Origin of the sequence: Cohnella hashimotonis, assembly GCF_030014955.1 — a bacterium.
Classification (GTDB): domain Bacteria; phylum Bacillota; class Bacilli; order Paenibacillales; family Paenibacillaceae; genus Cohnella; species Cohnella hashimotonis.
This window is the reverse complement of the sequence record NZ_JAGRPV010000001.1, coordinates 3,891,017-3,905,574: the sequence shown is the minus strand read 5'-3', so window position 1 is coordinate 3,905,574 and position 14,558 is coordinate 3,891,017. Positions and strand designations below refer to the sequence as shown.

General features: G+C 62.9%; 9 protein-coding genes. 8 read left to right on the top strand and 1 reads right to left on the bottom strand.

Going from position 1 to position 14,558, the window contains the following annotated elements; translation table 11 throughout:
• The first annotated feature begins 3 nt into the window (after positions 1-3).
• The 5 genes from KB449_RS15740 (at position 4) to KB449_RS15720 (ending at position 5,909) form a co-directional block, all read left to right on the top strand.
• Complete coding sequence (locus KB449_RS15740) at positions 4-1,812, top strand: right-handed parallel beta-helix repeat-containing protein (RefSeq protein ID WP_282909286.1); 1,809 nt, start codon at positions 4-6, stop codon at positions 1,810-1,812.
• Positions 1,813-1,873: 61 nt separating this feature from the next.
• Positions 1,874-2,536: a GntR family transcriptional regulator gene (locus KB449_RS15735; RefSeq protein ID WP_282909285.1), complete on the top strand. Its 663-nt coding sequence runs from the start codon at positions 1,874-1,876 to the stop codon at positions 2,534-2,536.
• Between the two features lie 117 nt (positions 2,537-2,653).
• Positions 2,654-3,415 carry an SDR family NAD(P)-dependent oxidoreductase gene (locus tag KB449_RS15730; protein ID WP_282909284.1) on the top strand — a complete coding sequence of 254 codons (762 nt, stop codon included), beginning with the start codon at positions 2,654-2,656 and terminating at the stop codon, positions 3,413-3,415.
• A 64-nt stretch (positions 3,416-3,479) separates the two neighbouring features.
• Positions 3,480-4,577 carry a mandelate racemase/muconate lactonizing enzyme family protein gene (locus KB449_RS15725; RefSeq protein WP_282909283.1) on the top strand — a complete coding sequence of 366 codons (1,098 nt, stop codon included), beginning with the start codon at positions 3,480-3,482 and terminating at the stop codon, positions 4,575-4,577.
• A gap of 54 nt (positions 4,578-4,631) precedes the next feature.
• Positions 4,632-5,909: an alpha-L-fucosidase gene (locus KB449_RS15720; RefSeq protein ID WP_282909282.1), complete on the top strand. Its 1,278-nt coding sequence runs from the start codon at positions 4,632-4,634 to the stop codon at positions 5,907-5,909.
• Positions 5,910-5,948: 39 nt separating this feature from the next.
• On the opposite strand, the gene KB449_RS15715 is transcribed toward KB449_RS15720, so the two are convergent.
• A complete protein-coding gene (locus tag KB449_RS15715) occupies positions 5,949-7,679 on the bottom strand; it encodes an Rqc2 family fibronectin-binding protein (protein WP_282909281.1) in 1,731 nt (576 codons plus the stop codon).
• A 952-nt stretch (positions 7,680-8,631) separates the two neighbouring features.
• Between KB449_RS15715 and KB449_RS15710 the strand changes: the two genes are divergently transcribed.
• The 3 genes from KB449_RS15710 to KB449_RS15700 all read left to right on the top strand — a co-directional run bounded on the left by KB449_RS15710 (position 8,632) and on the right by KB449_RS15700 (position 14,410).
• Positions 8,632-11,457, top strand: coding sequence for a calcium-translocating P-type ATPase, SERCA-type (locus KB449_RS15710; RefSeq protein WP_282909280.1), 2,826 nt, complete (start codon positions 8,632-8,634; stop codon positions 11,455-11,457).
• Positions 11,458-11,689: 232 nt separating this feature from the next.
• Positions 11,690-12,721, top strand: a complete 1,032-nt coding sequence (locus KB449_RS15705; RefSeq protein WP_282909279.1) for an ABC transporter substrate-binding protein — start codon at positions 11,690-11,692, stop codon at positions 12,719-12,721.
• Positions 12,722-12,808: 87 nt separating this feature from the next.
• Positions 12,809-14,410 carry a helix-turn-helix domain-containing protein gene (locus KB449_RS15700; protein ID WP_282909278.1) on the top strand — a complete coding sequence of 534 codons (1,602 nt, stop codon included), beginning with the start codon at positions 12,809-12,811 and terminating at the stop codon, positions 14,408-14,410.
• Positions 14,411-14,558: the final 148 nt, after the last annotated feature.

The window sequence follows — 14,558 nt, the reverse complement described above, 5'->3', positions numbered from 1 at the left end:
CCGATGGAAAGCAGGAAAGGAAAGCAAGGATGGGGACTGGCGGGAGAGGCTAGGGGTCGCGGAACGGAACCGAAAAACGGGCGGGAAGCCATTGCGTCACAATCGTCAAGCCGGGCCCTCTTCCGGCTTGAAGACTTCGAGGCGCGGCCGGATTCCGGCAAGGATGCGACGGTCGCGATGCGCGGCGCGATCGCCGCGGCTTCCGCAGCAGGGCGGCCCGCGCTGCTGGTCTGTAAGCCGGAACGCTACGACTTCTATCCTGCGGAAGCGACCAGAGCGCCTTATTTTATAACCAATACGGCCAGCGCAGCCGAAAATCCCGATATCACGAAGACGATCGGCATCTTTTTGAAAAACGCGCAAGACCTGATAATCGACGGGGGCGGCGCGCTTTTCGTCTTCCATGGCAAGCAGACGATGCTGGCCCTCGACGGCTGCGAGCGGGTCGAGATCCGCAACCTGCGGATGGATTACGCGTCGCCGACGGTGACGGAGGCGAAGGTGACCGGCGTCGGCGCGGACTGGATGACGCTGGAGGCGCACCCGGACAGCCGATATATTATCGACGACGGCAAGCTGTTTTGGGCCGGAGACGGCTGGACGTTCCATGAGGGTCCCATGCAGGCATTCGATCCGGTCCGCGACGCGACCTGGCGGATCGACAATGTGATCGAAGCGGCTTCCGCGGCGGAGGAGGAGGAGCCAGGGCTCGTTCGGTTGCGGTTTGGCGGACCCGGAGCGGCGACGCTGATCGGCATCGAACCTGGATTCGTGCTGCAATGTCGCGACGGCGTCCGCGACCAGGTCGGCGTATTCCTGCTGAACAGCAGGGACGTAAAGATGGAGGAGGTTGGCCTGCACTTTATGCACGGACTCGGCATCGTCGGGCAGTACAGCGAGCGTCTTACTTTCTCGCGGCTCACGCTCGCGCCTCGTCCGGAGACGGGCCGCACCGTCGCCGCATTTGCGGACTTCGTTCATCTGATGGGCTGCAAGGGTAAAATCTCCATTGCCGACAGCCTGTTTTCCGGCGCCCACGACGACGCGATCAATGTACACGGCACTTACATGCGGATTGAGGGCAGGTCCGCGGCGAACCGGCTCCGGTTGCGATTCATGCATCCGCAGAGCTACGGCTTCGCAGCCTTTCGATCGGGGGACGAGATCGAGTTCGCCGGCTCCGGCACGCTGACGTCTCTCGGCACGGGTACGGTCGCGGGCGTTGAGCGCCTCGGCGACCGCCTGCTTGAATTGACGCTGGCGGAGCCGGCGCCAGAAGCGGTCGGCGAGGGTGACGTCGTGGAAAACGTAACCTGGACGCCTGAGGTGCTCATCGCCGGCAACCGGTTCGCGCGCATTCCGACGCGCGGCATCCTCTTGACGACGCGCCGTCCGGCTGTCGTCGAAAACAATACGTTCGAACGAACGCGGATGAGCGCCGTTTGGATCGAGGGCGACGCGTCTTCCTGGTTCGAGTCCGGCCCGGTGCGCGATCTGACGATTCGCGGCAACCGGTTCGTCGATTGCGGCGATGCCGGCTGTCCGGTCGTCGCGATAATACCCGCGATTCCCGAGCCGCTTGCCGAGCGGCCGGTACACCAGGGTATTCGCATCCTGGACAATCGCTTCGAGACGCGCGATGCCGCTGTGCTGGAGGCGCACGGGACGCGGGGACTTGCATTCGTCGGCAACGAGGTTCGTGCGGCGCAGGGCGCAGGTTTCGATAAGCTCGATGACGCGATTCGCTTGGCTGCCTGCGTCGATGCGGACATCCGGGACAACCGGTTGATTTTAGCGGAAGACGGGTTATAAACAGGCGCGCGGCATGTATCGTGTATGATAAAATGGAGCAAACGTTAAAAAGGGTGAGCCTATGCCGGACAATCCGCCTTCCTTGAACCGATACGTCCTCGCCGACGAGCTGTATACGCTGCTTAAAAAACGCATTTTATCCCATGAAATGTCCGCAGGAGACAAAATCAATATCGACAAGCTCGCGAGAGATCTCGGCGTCAGCAACATTCCGATCCGCGAGGCGCTCTCGCGGCTGTCGTCAGAGGGGCTCGTCTCCGTGGTCCCGTTCAAGGGCATGTTCGTGGCCGCGATGAACGCGAGAGACATCGACGAGATCTTCGAGATCCGCGCTTCTCTGGAGTCGCTCGCCCTGCGCAAGGCGGCAACCCGTATCCCGAAGGATCGGCTTCGCAGGATTTTGGCGGAGACGACGGCTGCCCAAGAGGAAGCGGACGCGGGCCAGGAAACCGCGAGCCGCATGTTCAAGATGAACGAAGGGCTGCACGGCACGATTTTGGCGTATGCCGACAATGAGAATTTGCAGCGTATGGTGGTGTCGTTGATCGAGCGGATTTACCGCTATTTGAACCTGCTGAACTTTACGATCGCGATCGCAGACGAAAGAGAGGAGCACGCCCGGATATTGAGCGCGCTGCTTGCGGACGATATGGACGAAGCGACAGCCGCCTTGGAGCGGCATTTGCAGCGCGCAAGGCAGCGTCTGCGCGACAGTTTTTCGTAGATACAACGGGGAACGATTCCCCTTTACGGAATCAATCATGTATGATACTTTTAAAATCGTACACGATTTATTATTTTTATTCTACCAACCAGCAACCGGAGAAAGGCAGGATAGGCCATGCTGCTAAACGAGAAGGTATGCCTCATTACGGGAGCCGCTTCGGGCATCGGCGAGATCGCCGCACGGCGGTTCGCTTCCGAAGGCGCGATCGTCGCGGTAGTCGATATCGACGCGGACAACGGGCGCCGCGTCGCGGACGCGATCGTGGCCGAAGGCGGGCGAGCCTGCGCGGTACGCGCCGACGTCTCGTCGGAATCGGATGTCGCGCGCGCCGTGGCGGAGGTCTTGCAGACCTACGGCACAATCGACGTGCTGCTCAACAACGCCGCGACGATCCTGCCCAAGCCGCTAGAAGAGGTAAGCGAGGAGGAGTGGACGCGCGTCATCGATATCAATTTGAAGAGCGTGTACTTGACGATCAAGCATACGATACCCGCACTGCGCCGCTCAAAGGGCAACATCGTGAACATGGCTTCGCTTAACGGCCTCGTCGGCCAGAAGCAGAACGCCGTCTACGCGTCTACGAAGGGTGCGGTCATCGCGATGACGAAAGCGCTTGCGCTGGATTATGCGCCGGACGGCGTCCGCGTGAATTGCCTTTGCCCCGCGGGCGTCATGACGCCGCTGCTGGAGCAGTGGCGGCTTGGGCAGCCCGATCCGGACGCGACGAGCCGGCTGCTCGCCGACATGCATCCGCTCGGCCGGCCTGCCTCGTCGGAGGAGATTGCGGACGCCGCTTTGTTTCTCGCCTCCGATGGCGCCCGGTTCATCACCGGCGTCGCGCTGCCTGTCGACGGCGGCGCCTCGCTCGGCTATTGATACGGTCGACGACAAGCGGGAGAACGAGCCCGAATGCCGCACTTTTAAACTAGGGAGGATATCCATGAAAATCACGAAAGCCGAAAGCTTCATTTTGCACGTGCCGATCACCCCGCCCATCACCGATGCCATCAACGTCGCGACGCACTGGGGCGTCACCGGCGTCCGCATCGAGACGGACGAAGGCATCGTCGGCTACGGCTATACCGGGACGACCGCCAAGGGCGATGAGATGATAGCTAGCACGATCGACCGCTATTATGCTCCTGCGCTCATTGGCAGAGACCCTTTTATGGTCAGACGCATTTGGGACGATCTCCGCTTCGGGCCGATGCACTGGATCGGACGCGCCGGAATTACGCATATGGCGCTGGCGGCCGTGGACGTCGCGCTGTGGGACATCATGTCCAAGGCGGCCGGCAAGCCGCTCTGGCAGTACCTCGGGGGGCACAAGCCGGACAAGATCAAAGCGTACAACACGAACGGCGGCTGGCTCAACTGGAGCAAGGAGCGGCTGATCGCGGACATGACGGCGATGCTGGAGCAGGGCTTTACGGCGGTGAAGATGAAGGTGGGCAAGCCGGACCCGCGCGAGGACTTCGACCGGGTGCAGGCGGTCCGCAAGGCGATCGGCGACGAGGCGGGGCTCATGATCGACGTCAATCAGCAATGGAACATCACGACGGCGATGACATGGGGCAAAAAGCTTGAACAGTTCGACCTGATCTGGCTCGAGGAGCCGCTCAATCCGGACGACATCCCGGGACACCGCAAGCTGGCGGACGAACTGAACGTGCCGATCGCGCTCGGCGAGCATGTGTACAACAAATACGCGTTCCGCGATTATATCGCGCAGGGCGCCGTCGAATACGTGCAGGTGGACGTGACGCGGGTCGCCGGCGTGACTGAGTGGCTGCAGGTGGCAGGCCTCGCCGCCGCGTTCGATCTGCCGGTCTGCCCGCACGTCGGGGATATGGGACAGATTCACCAGCATCTCGTGGCGGCGACGCCGAACGCGGTCATGCTCGAGTACATCCCATGGATCCGGCATATTTTCGAGGAGCCGATCGAGGTGGAGAACGGCTTTTACAAGCTGCCTGAGCTGCCCGGCGCGTCCACGACGATTTTGCCCCGTTACTTTGATGAGTATCGCGTTAAATAAGCGGTCGCGGCGCATTCGCTTGCGCGTTGCCGCATCGGAAGGAGCGTCCCGGACATGAGAGCATCGCATCCGGAAGCGCAGTGGTTCGACGAAGCGAGATTCGGCCTTTTTATCCACTGGGGACCGTATTCCCTCAGGGAGATCGAAGCGTCGTGGCCGCTGCTCGACAAGAGCGACAAAGGGATCGGCGTCGAAGCTTACGAGGCGCTGGCCGACGAATTCAATCCGGATCGCTACGATCCGCAGGCCTGGGCGCGCGCGGCGAAGGAGGCCGGGGCCAAGTACGTCGTGCTGACCGCCAAGCATCATGACGGGTTTTGCCTGTTCGACACGAAGACGACCGATTACAACGCCGTGCGGCGGGGACCGAAGCGCGACCTGATCGCGCCGTACGTCGAAGCGATGCGGGCAGAGGGGCTTAAAGTGGGCCTATACTTTACGACGATCGACTGGCACGATCCCGACTTCGCGACGATCCCGATCGCGTCGTGGCTCCAGTCTCCTAAGCCGAACGTTTACGATCCTATTCGCTGGTGGTCGTTTCATCAACGTTTTGTCGAACAGCTGCGGGAGCTGCTGACGAACTACGGGCGCATCGACTTGATCTGGTTCGATGTGCCGGGCTTCGGCGCGGACCGCTGGCGCAGCCACGAGGTGAAGCGGATGATGCTGAACCTCCAGCCGCATCTCGTCATCAACGACCGGCTGCCGGACGCCGGCGATTACGAGACGCCCGAGCAGTTCGTGCCGCTCCATCCGCCCGAGGAATGGTGGGAGACGTGTTTGACAATGAATCATCAATGGGCCTACCATTCCGATCCCGATACGTACAAGCCGCCCGTGGCGCTGCTCGACACGCTGCTCGAGGTCGCGACCAAAGGCGGCAACCTGCTCCTGAACGTCGGACCGCGCCCGGACGGCACCTGGCCGGAGCCTGCGCTCGCGCGGCTGGAAGAGATTGGCGCCTGGCTGCGGCATTCCGGCGAGAGCATTTTCGGCACGCTAAGAACGCCGGCGCACTTTCCTCCGGCGTTCTACGGTCCGACGACCGTCAAGGGAAACATCGTGTACTTGCACGTCAGGGATATTCCCCGCTTCCCGCTGGAGCTGCGCGAGATGGGCGGCCGGGTTCGGGACGTCAGGCTGGTTAAGACCGGCGAGCCGCTCCATTACCGGACGGAAGTCATCAGCGGGTTCTCGGGTGGCGTCGACGGGCATCACAGCGTCCGGCGGCTCTCGATCGACCTGCCGCAAGCGCTGCTGGACGAATGGAACACGGTCGTGGCGGTCGAGTTCGAGGACCTTCCGTTCTGGCCTGCCAAGGGCCGCTGAATCGCGAACCGGACGATCATCGCGCGGACGAGCGGGGGCTTAAGCCTTTTTGACGACGCTTGGAAGATTGCGCACGAGCGACTCGTCCGGCGTGATGAACAGCGTCTTCTGTCCTTCGTAAATGACGAATCCCGGTTTTGCGCCGCTTGGCTTGCGGACGAGACGAATCTTCGTGTAATCGACCGGCACGAGGCTCGACTCCTTGCCTTTGCTGTAGTACGCGGCCAGCATGGCCGCTTCCTTAAGCGTCTGCTCGCCGTAATCGACTGCGCGGATGAGCACGTGCGAGCCCGGCATATCCTTGGTGTGCAGCCAAGTATCGCTCGGCTGGCCCAGACGGTTGGTTACGTAATCGTTTTGCGTATTGTTTTTGCCCACGTAGATCGGCACGCCCTCGCTGGACGTATAGCAAAGGAGGGCGGGCCGGTCGTTTTTCTTTTTGCCGCGGTCGCCTTTGCGGCCGCCGCGCGCGCGAATGTAGCCTTGTTCCGTCAGTTCCGCGCGGATCTCCTCGATATCCGCCGGCGTGGCGGTATCCAGACCCTGCAGCACCGAGTCGAGATAGGCGATCTCGCGCTCCGTTTCTTCGATCTGTTCGGTAACGACGTCCCGGCTGTTTTTCATTTTCGTATATTTGCGGAAATAGCGCTGCGCATTCTCGTTCGGCGTCAGCAGCGGGTCCAGCTGAACCCTGACCGTCGGCTGATCCTCTTCGTAATAATCGGTCACCTCGACCTGCTTATCCCCTTTGCTCATCGCGTACAAATGCGCGGTCAGCAGCTCGCCGAGCCGGCGGTACTTGTCGGCCCCTTCTGCATCCTGGAGCGTCTGGCGGAGCTTTTCCAGCTTTTTGACGTTTTTGGCCGTCTCGTTTTGCAGCAAGCGGGTCAGATCCACGGTCCGCTGGCGGACGAGATCGCGCTCGGCCTTGTCGATATAGTAAGTCTCCAGGCAGGCGTGCATGGAATCGCAGCCGCGCGGCTCGCCTTGCGCGTGCGTAAGCGGCAGGGCGTGAAACAGGGTCCGGCCGGCCGGTTCTTCCACGATGGACGGCGCGTAGCGATGGGCGGCTGCATCGGCCATTAGCGCAGCGAAGGCGGCAGGAATGTCGGCTTCGCGACCGCCGGCTCGGAAGGCGATCTCCTTGGCGAGCAGCGGGCTGAGTCCCGTGAACGCTTCGACCAAGGCGCCTGCCGGCGGGGAGCCGGCAGCTTTGGAAAGGGCCACTGCAACGTCGGCCGCGGTCGCTTCGAGCGGATTGTGCTTATCCTGAGCCGGGGGCGGCACGTATCGGACGCCGGGCAGCACGACCCGGTAGCTGCTGATGGCGGGCGTCACGTGCCGGATGCTGTCGTGGACGATGCCCGTCGCCGGATCGAGCAGCACCAGGTTGCTGTGGCGGCCCATGATCTCGAGGACGAGCCGCTTGAGCGACAGGTCGCCGAGCTCGTCCCGATGCCGGACGTCTATCTCGACGATCCGCTCGGCGCCAAGCTGGCGGACCGCTTCGATAATGCCGCCTTCGCAATGCTTGCGCAGGAGCATACAGAACATCGGGGGCTCCTGGGGGTTGGCCCAGGGCTGCTCCGTATAATGAAGCCTCGGCATCGAAGGATGCGCGGACAGCAGCAGCTTGCGGCCGAAGCCCTGGCCGCGGATATGCAATACGACCTCGTTTTCGGTCGGTTGGTAGATTTTGGCGATGCGGGCGCCCACGATTTCTTTAAGCTCGTGGACGAGCGCGCGTACGACGATGCCGTCGAGTGACATAAAGGCATGACTCCTGACCGGTGCGTTTTTCGGAAATTCCGTTACTTTATGATGCCACAGATGGTCTCAAAGGGAAAGGCGGGGAGCCGACGGCGATGTCGTAGGAATATTATCATCTGCCAAGCGCTTAAGCGAAGCGTTTTCCACATAACCGGGCGCCCGGACAATGAATTTGCGAGGAGATACGAGGTGTTTCCGCGTAGCAGGGCGTTTGGGTCAGTCGATTGCAAAAAAAGTGGTACCACACGCGACGTAGTGCCTTTTTGCGCTTCTCGGCACATTCCTGGGCGTCTCTGTGGTGACGTTAGTGCCTTTTTGCGCTTATCGGCACCTTCCTGGGCGTCTCTGCGGTGACGATAGTGCCTTTTTGCGCTTATCTGCACCTTCCTGGGCGTCTCTGCGGTGACGATAGTGCCTTTTTGCGCTTATCTGCACCTTCTCGGATGCCTCTGTGGTGACGATAGTGCCTTTTTGCGCTTATCGGCACCTTCCTCGGCGTCTCTGTGGTGACGTTAGTGCCTTTTTGCGCTTATCGGCACCTTCCTGGGCGTCTCTGCGGTGACGCTAGTGCCTTTTTGCGCTTATCTGCCCAGTGCTACATTGAGATATGCGATTTTCAGTGCAACGTCATTCTGCTGCTGAGGTTTCTACGGCGCTGCGTACTTTTTCCATACGACGGCGCTCGCGGACGATAGTATCTGAGTAGATACGGGGGCTTATGTGTAACCGGGCATTTAGACATAAGTTTGCGAAGAGATACGTTTTTACGCGTAGATGGGCTGTCTATGCGAGCATCAGTATGAGGTGCGCTCTCTTTCCTTCTTGCCGTGCTGCCTAACGGAAGCGGAAAGGAGACGGACAAGGGGATATTTCCGGGCTTGACCGAATAGACATAGGCTAGTAGGCTGTCCGGCTTCGTCCGGAGGGCGATATCCGGGAGGAGGAACCCGTCGTGGAAGGGAAGGCCTGGCATCAGCTAAGCGAAGACGAGCTAGCCGTATTGCTCCAGACGAACACGAAGGAAGGGCTGGCGCCGAGCGCCGCGCAGGAGAGGCTGGCGGGACACGGGAAAAACGAACTGGCGGAGAAGCGCAGGGAGTCTCCGATCAAGCTGCTGCTCAATCAATTTAAAGATTTCATGGTACTCGTGCTGGCCGGGGCGACGGTCGTATCGGGCCTGCTAGGCGAGATGCTGGACGCGCTCACGATCATCGCCATCATCGTCTTGAACGGCCTGCTCGGCTTTTATCAGGAATTCAGGGCGGAGCGATCGCTAAGAGCGCTCAAAGAACTGTCCGCGCCGAACGCGAAGGTCATCCGCGGCGGCAGCCTCCAGGTGGTTCCCGCCAGCGAGCTGGTGCCGGGGGATCTCGTCCTGCTCGAGAGCGGCGACCGCGTGCCCGCGGACCTGCGTCTCGTGCAGAGCAGTCAATGCACGATCGAGGAGGCCGCGCTCACCGGGGAGTCCGTCCCGGCGGCCAAGCAGTCCATGCCGCTCTATGCGGCGGAGCTGCCGCTCGGCGACCGCAAAAACTGCGCTTATCTCGGCACGATGGTGACGCGCGGAACCGCCCGGGGCGTCGTCGTGCGCACCGGGATGAGCACCGAGATGGGCAAGATCGCGGACCTCATCCAGCAGACGGAAGAGGCCGAGACCCCGCTGCAGCACCGGCTGGAGCAGCTCGGCAAAATATTGATCGTCGTCGCCCTGGCGCTCACCGTGCTTGTCGTCGTCGCCGGCGTGCTGCACGGCCAGCCGCTCTACGGCATGTTCCTGGCCGGCGTCAGCCTCGCCGTCGCCGCGATTCCCGAGGGCTTGCCCGCGATCGTCACGATCGCGCTCGCGCTCGGCGTGCAGCGCATGATCCGGCGCAAGGCGATCGTGCGCAAGCTGCCTTCGGTCGAGACGCTCGGCTGCGCGTCCGTCATCTGCTCCGACAAGACGGGGACGCTCACGCAGAACAAGATGACCGTCACCAAGGTTTGGACCGGCGGCAGGGACATCGAAGTCACCGGCGAAGGGTACGGGCCGGCAGGCCAGCTCATCGAACGCGGAAACGCCGTCGACGTCAAGGGAGACGCCTCCTTAAGAAGACTGATTCAGGTCGCCGCGCTGTGCAATAACGCGGAGCTGGCGAAAGCCGACCGCGCTGCCGATAACCGGGGCCGCAAGGCCGAGCGCAGCGAAGAGGAGGAGCTCGAGGACGCGGACTGGCACGTCAAGGGGGACCCCACGGAAGGCGCGCTGCTGGCGCTCGCCGCAAAGTCGGGCCTGCCGCGGGCATCGCTCGACGCGTTGTATCCGCGCGTCAAGGAGTTTCCGTTCGACGCGGAACGCAAGCGGATGTCGGTGCTGGTCTCGCATCAGGGCGGCCGGCTGATCTGCACGAAAGGCGCGCCGGACCTTCTGATCGACCGCTGCGCCTACGTCCTGTGGGACGGCAAGGTCGTGCCGTTCACGGGAACGCTGCGGCAAAAGGTGCTGCGCGCCAACGAGGAGATGGGCGGCGAGGCGCTGCGCGTGCTCGGATTCGCGTATCGGGAGGCCAAGGGCGGCGAGACCTGCGATTCCGAAGAGCAGGCGGAGGAGGGGCTTGTCTTCGTCGGACTCGGCGGCATGATGGACCCGCCGCGCCGCGAGGTGCCCGGCGCGATCGCCAGATGCAAGGCGGCCGGCATCAAGACGGTGATGATCACCGGCGACCATCAGATGACGGCGGAAGCGATCGCGCGCACGCTCGGCATTCTGCCCAGGGACGGCAAGGCCGTCAGCGGCGCGGAGCTGGCCGGCATGACCGACGACCAGCTCGACAAGATCTCGGACGACGTCTACGTCTACGCCCGCGTATCGCCGGAGCACAAGCTGCGCATCGTACAGTCGCTGCAGCGCCGCGGACATGTCGTCGCGATGACCGGCGACGGCGTGAACGACGCGCCGGCCGTCAAGGCGGCTGATATCGGCATCGCGATGGGCATCGCGGGGACAGACGTAACCAAGGAGGCTTCGGCGCTCGTGCTCGCCGACGACAACTTCTCGTCCATCGTCGCGGCGGTCGAAGAGGGCAGAGGCATTTACGAAAATATCCGCAAGTTCATCCGCTATTTGCTGGCCTCCAACGTCGGCGAAATTCTCGTCATGTTTTTCGCGATGATGGCGGCGCTGCCGCTGCCGCTCATCCCGATCCAGATCCTATGGGTGAACCTGGTCACCGACGGGCTTCCCGCGATGGCGCTCGGCGTCGATCAGGCCGAGAGCGACCTGATGCGGCACAAGCCGAGGTCCGCCAAGGAAAATATTTTCGCGCGGCGCCTCGGCTGGAAGATCGTCAGCCGCGGCGTACTGATCGGCGCTTGCACGCTGGCGGCCTTCGTTCTTGCCCTGGGCGGACGGGATGCGGATGCCGCGACGCTCGTCCACGCGCAGAGCGTCGCGTTCGCCACCCTCGTCATGGCGCAGCTGATCCATGTGTTCGACTGCCGGAGCTCGCGCTCCATTTTCCACCGCCGCTTTTTTGAAAACAAGTTTCTCGTGCTGGCGGTGCTGTCCTCGCTGCTGCTCCTGCTCGCCGTTCTGTACTTCGAGCCGCTGCAGCCGATCTTCAAGACCGTGCCGCTCAACCTGCGCGACTGGGCGCTCGTCTTCGTGGCGGCAGGCATCCCGACCTTCGCAATGGGCATCGGCAGCGTGTGGGGCTCGTCGCGCCGCCGCCGCTCAGGCGGACGCATCTCGTACGGCGGCGGCCGCGGGGCAGGCCCGGTCAAGACGATCGCCCGCTGATCCGCGTTCTCCGCTTAATCGTCCGATTGTCGCGATACTATTCGCCGCTGCCTCGTCCTACAAACGGCCAGCCTGTCCCGAACGCGTTTTTTACGCGCGAGGGGCGGGCTTTTCTCATTTTGTCCATCCTGCGCTGCCGAATTATCCATTGTCCGCCGCCCGGGCATGCGGTAGACTGATTCCGATTCATATGAGAATGATTATCATTCATAGCGAAGGGGATCTGTCAGAAATGAAATCAAAGAAGTGGACTGTCGCGCTGCTTGGAATTGGCTTGATGCTTGGATCGGCACTGACCGCTTGCGGGAATAACGGGGGAAACGCCAAAGCGGGCGCTTCGGGTGCGTCGTCCGCCGCGGCTTCGCCATCTGCGTCTGATTCGCCTTCGGCCGCCGCATCGACCGCCGCCGCGTCGCCCTCTGCGGCAGCCGCCACACGAACGTATACGGACGCAGTGGGCCGCCAGGTCGAGATCCCCGTCAAGCCCGAGAAGCTGGTCGCGCACTACTTTGCCTCCGAGATGGTTGCGCTCGGCCAGCCGATGATCGGGACCAACTATGCGAACGCCAAGCAATCGCTCTCCGAGGCGCAACTGAGCGCGATCGAAGACGTGGGCGGGGCGGACCTCGTACCGAACGCCGAGAAGCTCGTCGCGCTGGCGCCGGATCTGATCGTCGTGCCGGACTTTGTCGAGAAGGGCGACCTGGAGCAGTTGGCCAAGATCGCGCCGACGGTCGCCATCGCTTACGGCACGGACGAGTTCGCGCGCCTGCGGACGCTCGGCGATCTGGTGGGGCGCGCCGACGCGGCAGACGCCTGGATTGCCGCCTACGAGGACAAAGCGGCACACACCCGGGATAAGCTGAAGGGCGCCATCGCGGAGGGCGAGACCGCGACGGCGTTCATTTTATACGGCGACAAGAAGCTTTATGTATACGGTCCGGCCCGCGTAGGCGTTGCGCTGTACGATTCGCTCGGCTTCGTCATGCCGGAGTCCGTGGGAGATCTCTTCGCAGGCGGGGCCGAGCTGTGGAAGGAGATCTCGATCGAGAAGCTGCCGGACTACGCAGGCGATCGCATCCTGCTCGTCCAGTCCCCGGGCAGCGAGGATACGCTGCAGGCGTTGAAGGACAGCCCGGTGTGGAACACGCTTCCCGCGGTCAAATCCGGCCATGCGTACGTTGTGCCCGCACGCTGGGGCCTGAACGACCCGCTTACGCTGGACTGGCAGCTGGACGAGGCAGCGAAGCTGCTCGCACCTTAAGCCGTCGCCTTCGAAACAGCGGACAAACAGCATTGCGGCTGCTATAATTAATTGATAATAATTATCAATTAAAATGGAGTGCGCGCTATGTCGTTTATCATTCGGGAAGGCGGCCAGAGCGGTCAAAGCAGCCAGGGCGGTCCGGCTCCCGCAGCCGTGCTCGTCCATATCGGCGAAGCCGCCGTCGACGGCGAGATTGCCGCGCCGGCATCGCCGGAGCTTAAGATGCTGGCCGTCGTCCGCGGCAGCGGGCGGTATCTCGCGGAGAACGAGGCAGGCACGCTGTCGCCGGGCGATTGCCTGCTTGCCGCGCCAGGCGCGGAAGTTGCGCTGATCGGCGCCCTAGGGAACGGCCTCCGGGGATTCGAGCTGCGCTTCGCGCTGGCATCTTCGGGGGACGGCGATCCCTGGCCGGAATCGAGAAACGTGGTCAAGTGCAGCGGCGGCAGCACTTGGGGAGAGCTCGGGCGCGCACTGTCCGATTGGCGGTCGTCGGACCCGTTCGACCGGATGCAGGCCGGCATCGACTGCCAGCAGACGCTGCTGAACGCGCTCCGCGCGGCCGGGCGGCTTGCCGAAGACGACGGCGCCCGGCTGCGATCCGCGGTGGCCGCGCTGGAGCGGTCCTTCGGGGAGCCGGTCGATCTGGACGCGCTGGCCGGACAATCGGGGCTTAGCCGTTGGCAATTCGGCGCCAGGTTCAAGGCGCTGACAGGCCGAAGCCCGTCCGCATATCTGACGGACCTGCGCATCAGTCATGCCAAGCGGCTCATGCTCGAGACGCGGCTGCGCGTGCGGGACATCGCGCAGCGCTGCGGCTATCGGGACGAATATTACTTCAGCCGGGCGTTCAAGCGCGCGACGGGCATCGCACCCAGCGACTACCGCCTGCGAATGGCCGACAGCCCCCGGGTGTACGCCATTCAGTATACGGGCGAGCTGCTGACGCTGGGCATCAAGCCCGTCGCCTCCAGTCCCGAGGTCCTGCCGCTGTTCGGAGACGCCGCGCAGGGCGTGGACGCCATGGAGAGTCCGCCGGACCCGCAGCGCCTCACCTCGCTTAAGCCCGACCTGATCGTGTTTCCCAGCTACCTGACTTCCTCGCAGTCGGCGGGGCTCGGCAGCGTCGCCCCGGCCTTCGAATTTGCCTGGGACGAGGATGTGTACTCGAGGCTGCGCCGGATGGGAGATCTGCTCGGCAGAAGAGAGGCGGCGGAGCGCTGGATCTCGAGCTACGAGGCCAAGGCGAAGGAGACCCGCGGCCGTCTGGGGGACGCAGCCAGAGCGGGCCGAACGGCGACGGCGTTCGTTTTTCATCACGGCGGATTGTTCGTTTATCTCGACCGGCACTTCGGCCACACCCTCTACCGGGGGCTCGGCTACGAGGCGCCGGAGTCCGTCCGCGCGCTCATCTTAGGCACGAAGGCCGCGAACTGGGTGCGGATCGTAATCGAGGACATGCCCCGTTATGCCGGCGACCTCGTCTGTCTTGCCCTGCCGGACGCCGGCGGTCTGTCGGAGGAAGCGTCTGGACGCTATATTTTGCGCACGTCGCACTGGAACGGTCTAAGGGCGGTGGCGGAAGGCCGGGCGTACGTGATGAACGATTCCTGGGGCAACTACAACCCGATCACGCTGGAGAGCCATCTGGGCGAGATGGAGCGGCTGCTCGGGCAAGGCGGCATGTAGCGGCTTATAAGGACTCGCGAGCACGCCCGCTCCGGCGCCATTCGATGCGGAAAAGTACAAACAAATTTGCGAATCCTGTATGCGCAGCGAACTCCCGGTGCGGTATGATAGGGACACGGAAGGACAGGTCCGATCCCGAACTTCATAC

What these genes read in the sequence shown, in the direction of transcription:
- KB449_RS15705 (WP_282909279.1), top strand. Translation starts at nt 11,690, where the DNA reads ATGAAATCAAAGAAGTGGACTGTCGCGCTGCTTGGAATTGGCTTGATG.
- KB449_RS15730 (WP_282909284.1), top strand. Translation starts at nt 2,654, where the DNA reads ATGCTGCTAAACGAGAAGGTATGCCTCATTACGGGAGCCGCTTCGGGC.
- KB449_RS15720 (WP_282909282.1), top strand. Translation starts at nt 4,632, where the DNA reads ATGAGAGCATCGCATCCGGAAGCGCAGTGGTTCGACGAAGCGAGATTC.
- KB449_RS15725 (WP_282909283.1), top strand. Translation starts at nt 3,480, where the DNA reads ATGAAAATCACGAAAGCCGAAAGCTTCATTTTGCACGTGCCGATCACC.
- KB449_RS15715 (WP_282909281.1), bottom strand. Translation starts at nt 7,679, where the DNA reads ATGTCACTCGACGGCATCGTCGTACGCGCGCTCGTCCACGAGCTTAAA.
- KB449_RS15735 (WP_282909285.1), top strand. Translation starts at nt 1,874, where the DNA reads ATGCCGGACAATCCGCCTTCCTTGAACCGATACGTCCTCGCCGACGAG.
- KB449_RS15740 (WP_282909286.1), top strand. Translation starts at nt 4, where the DNA reads ATGGAAAGCAGGAAAGGAAAGCAAGGATGGGGACTGGCGGGAGAGGCT.
- KB449_RS15700 (WP_282909278.1), top strand. Translation starts at nt 12,809, where the DNA reads ATGTCGTTTATCATTCGGGAAGGCGGCCAGAGCGGTCAAAGCAGCCAG.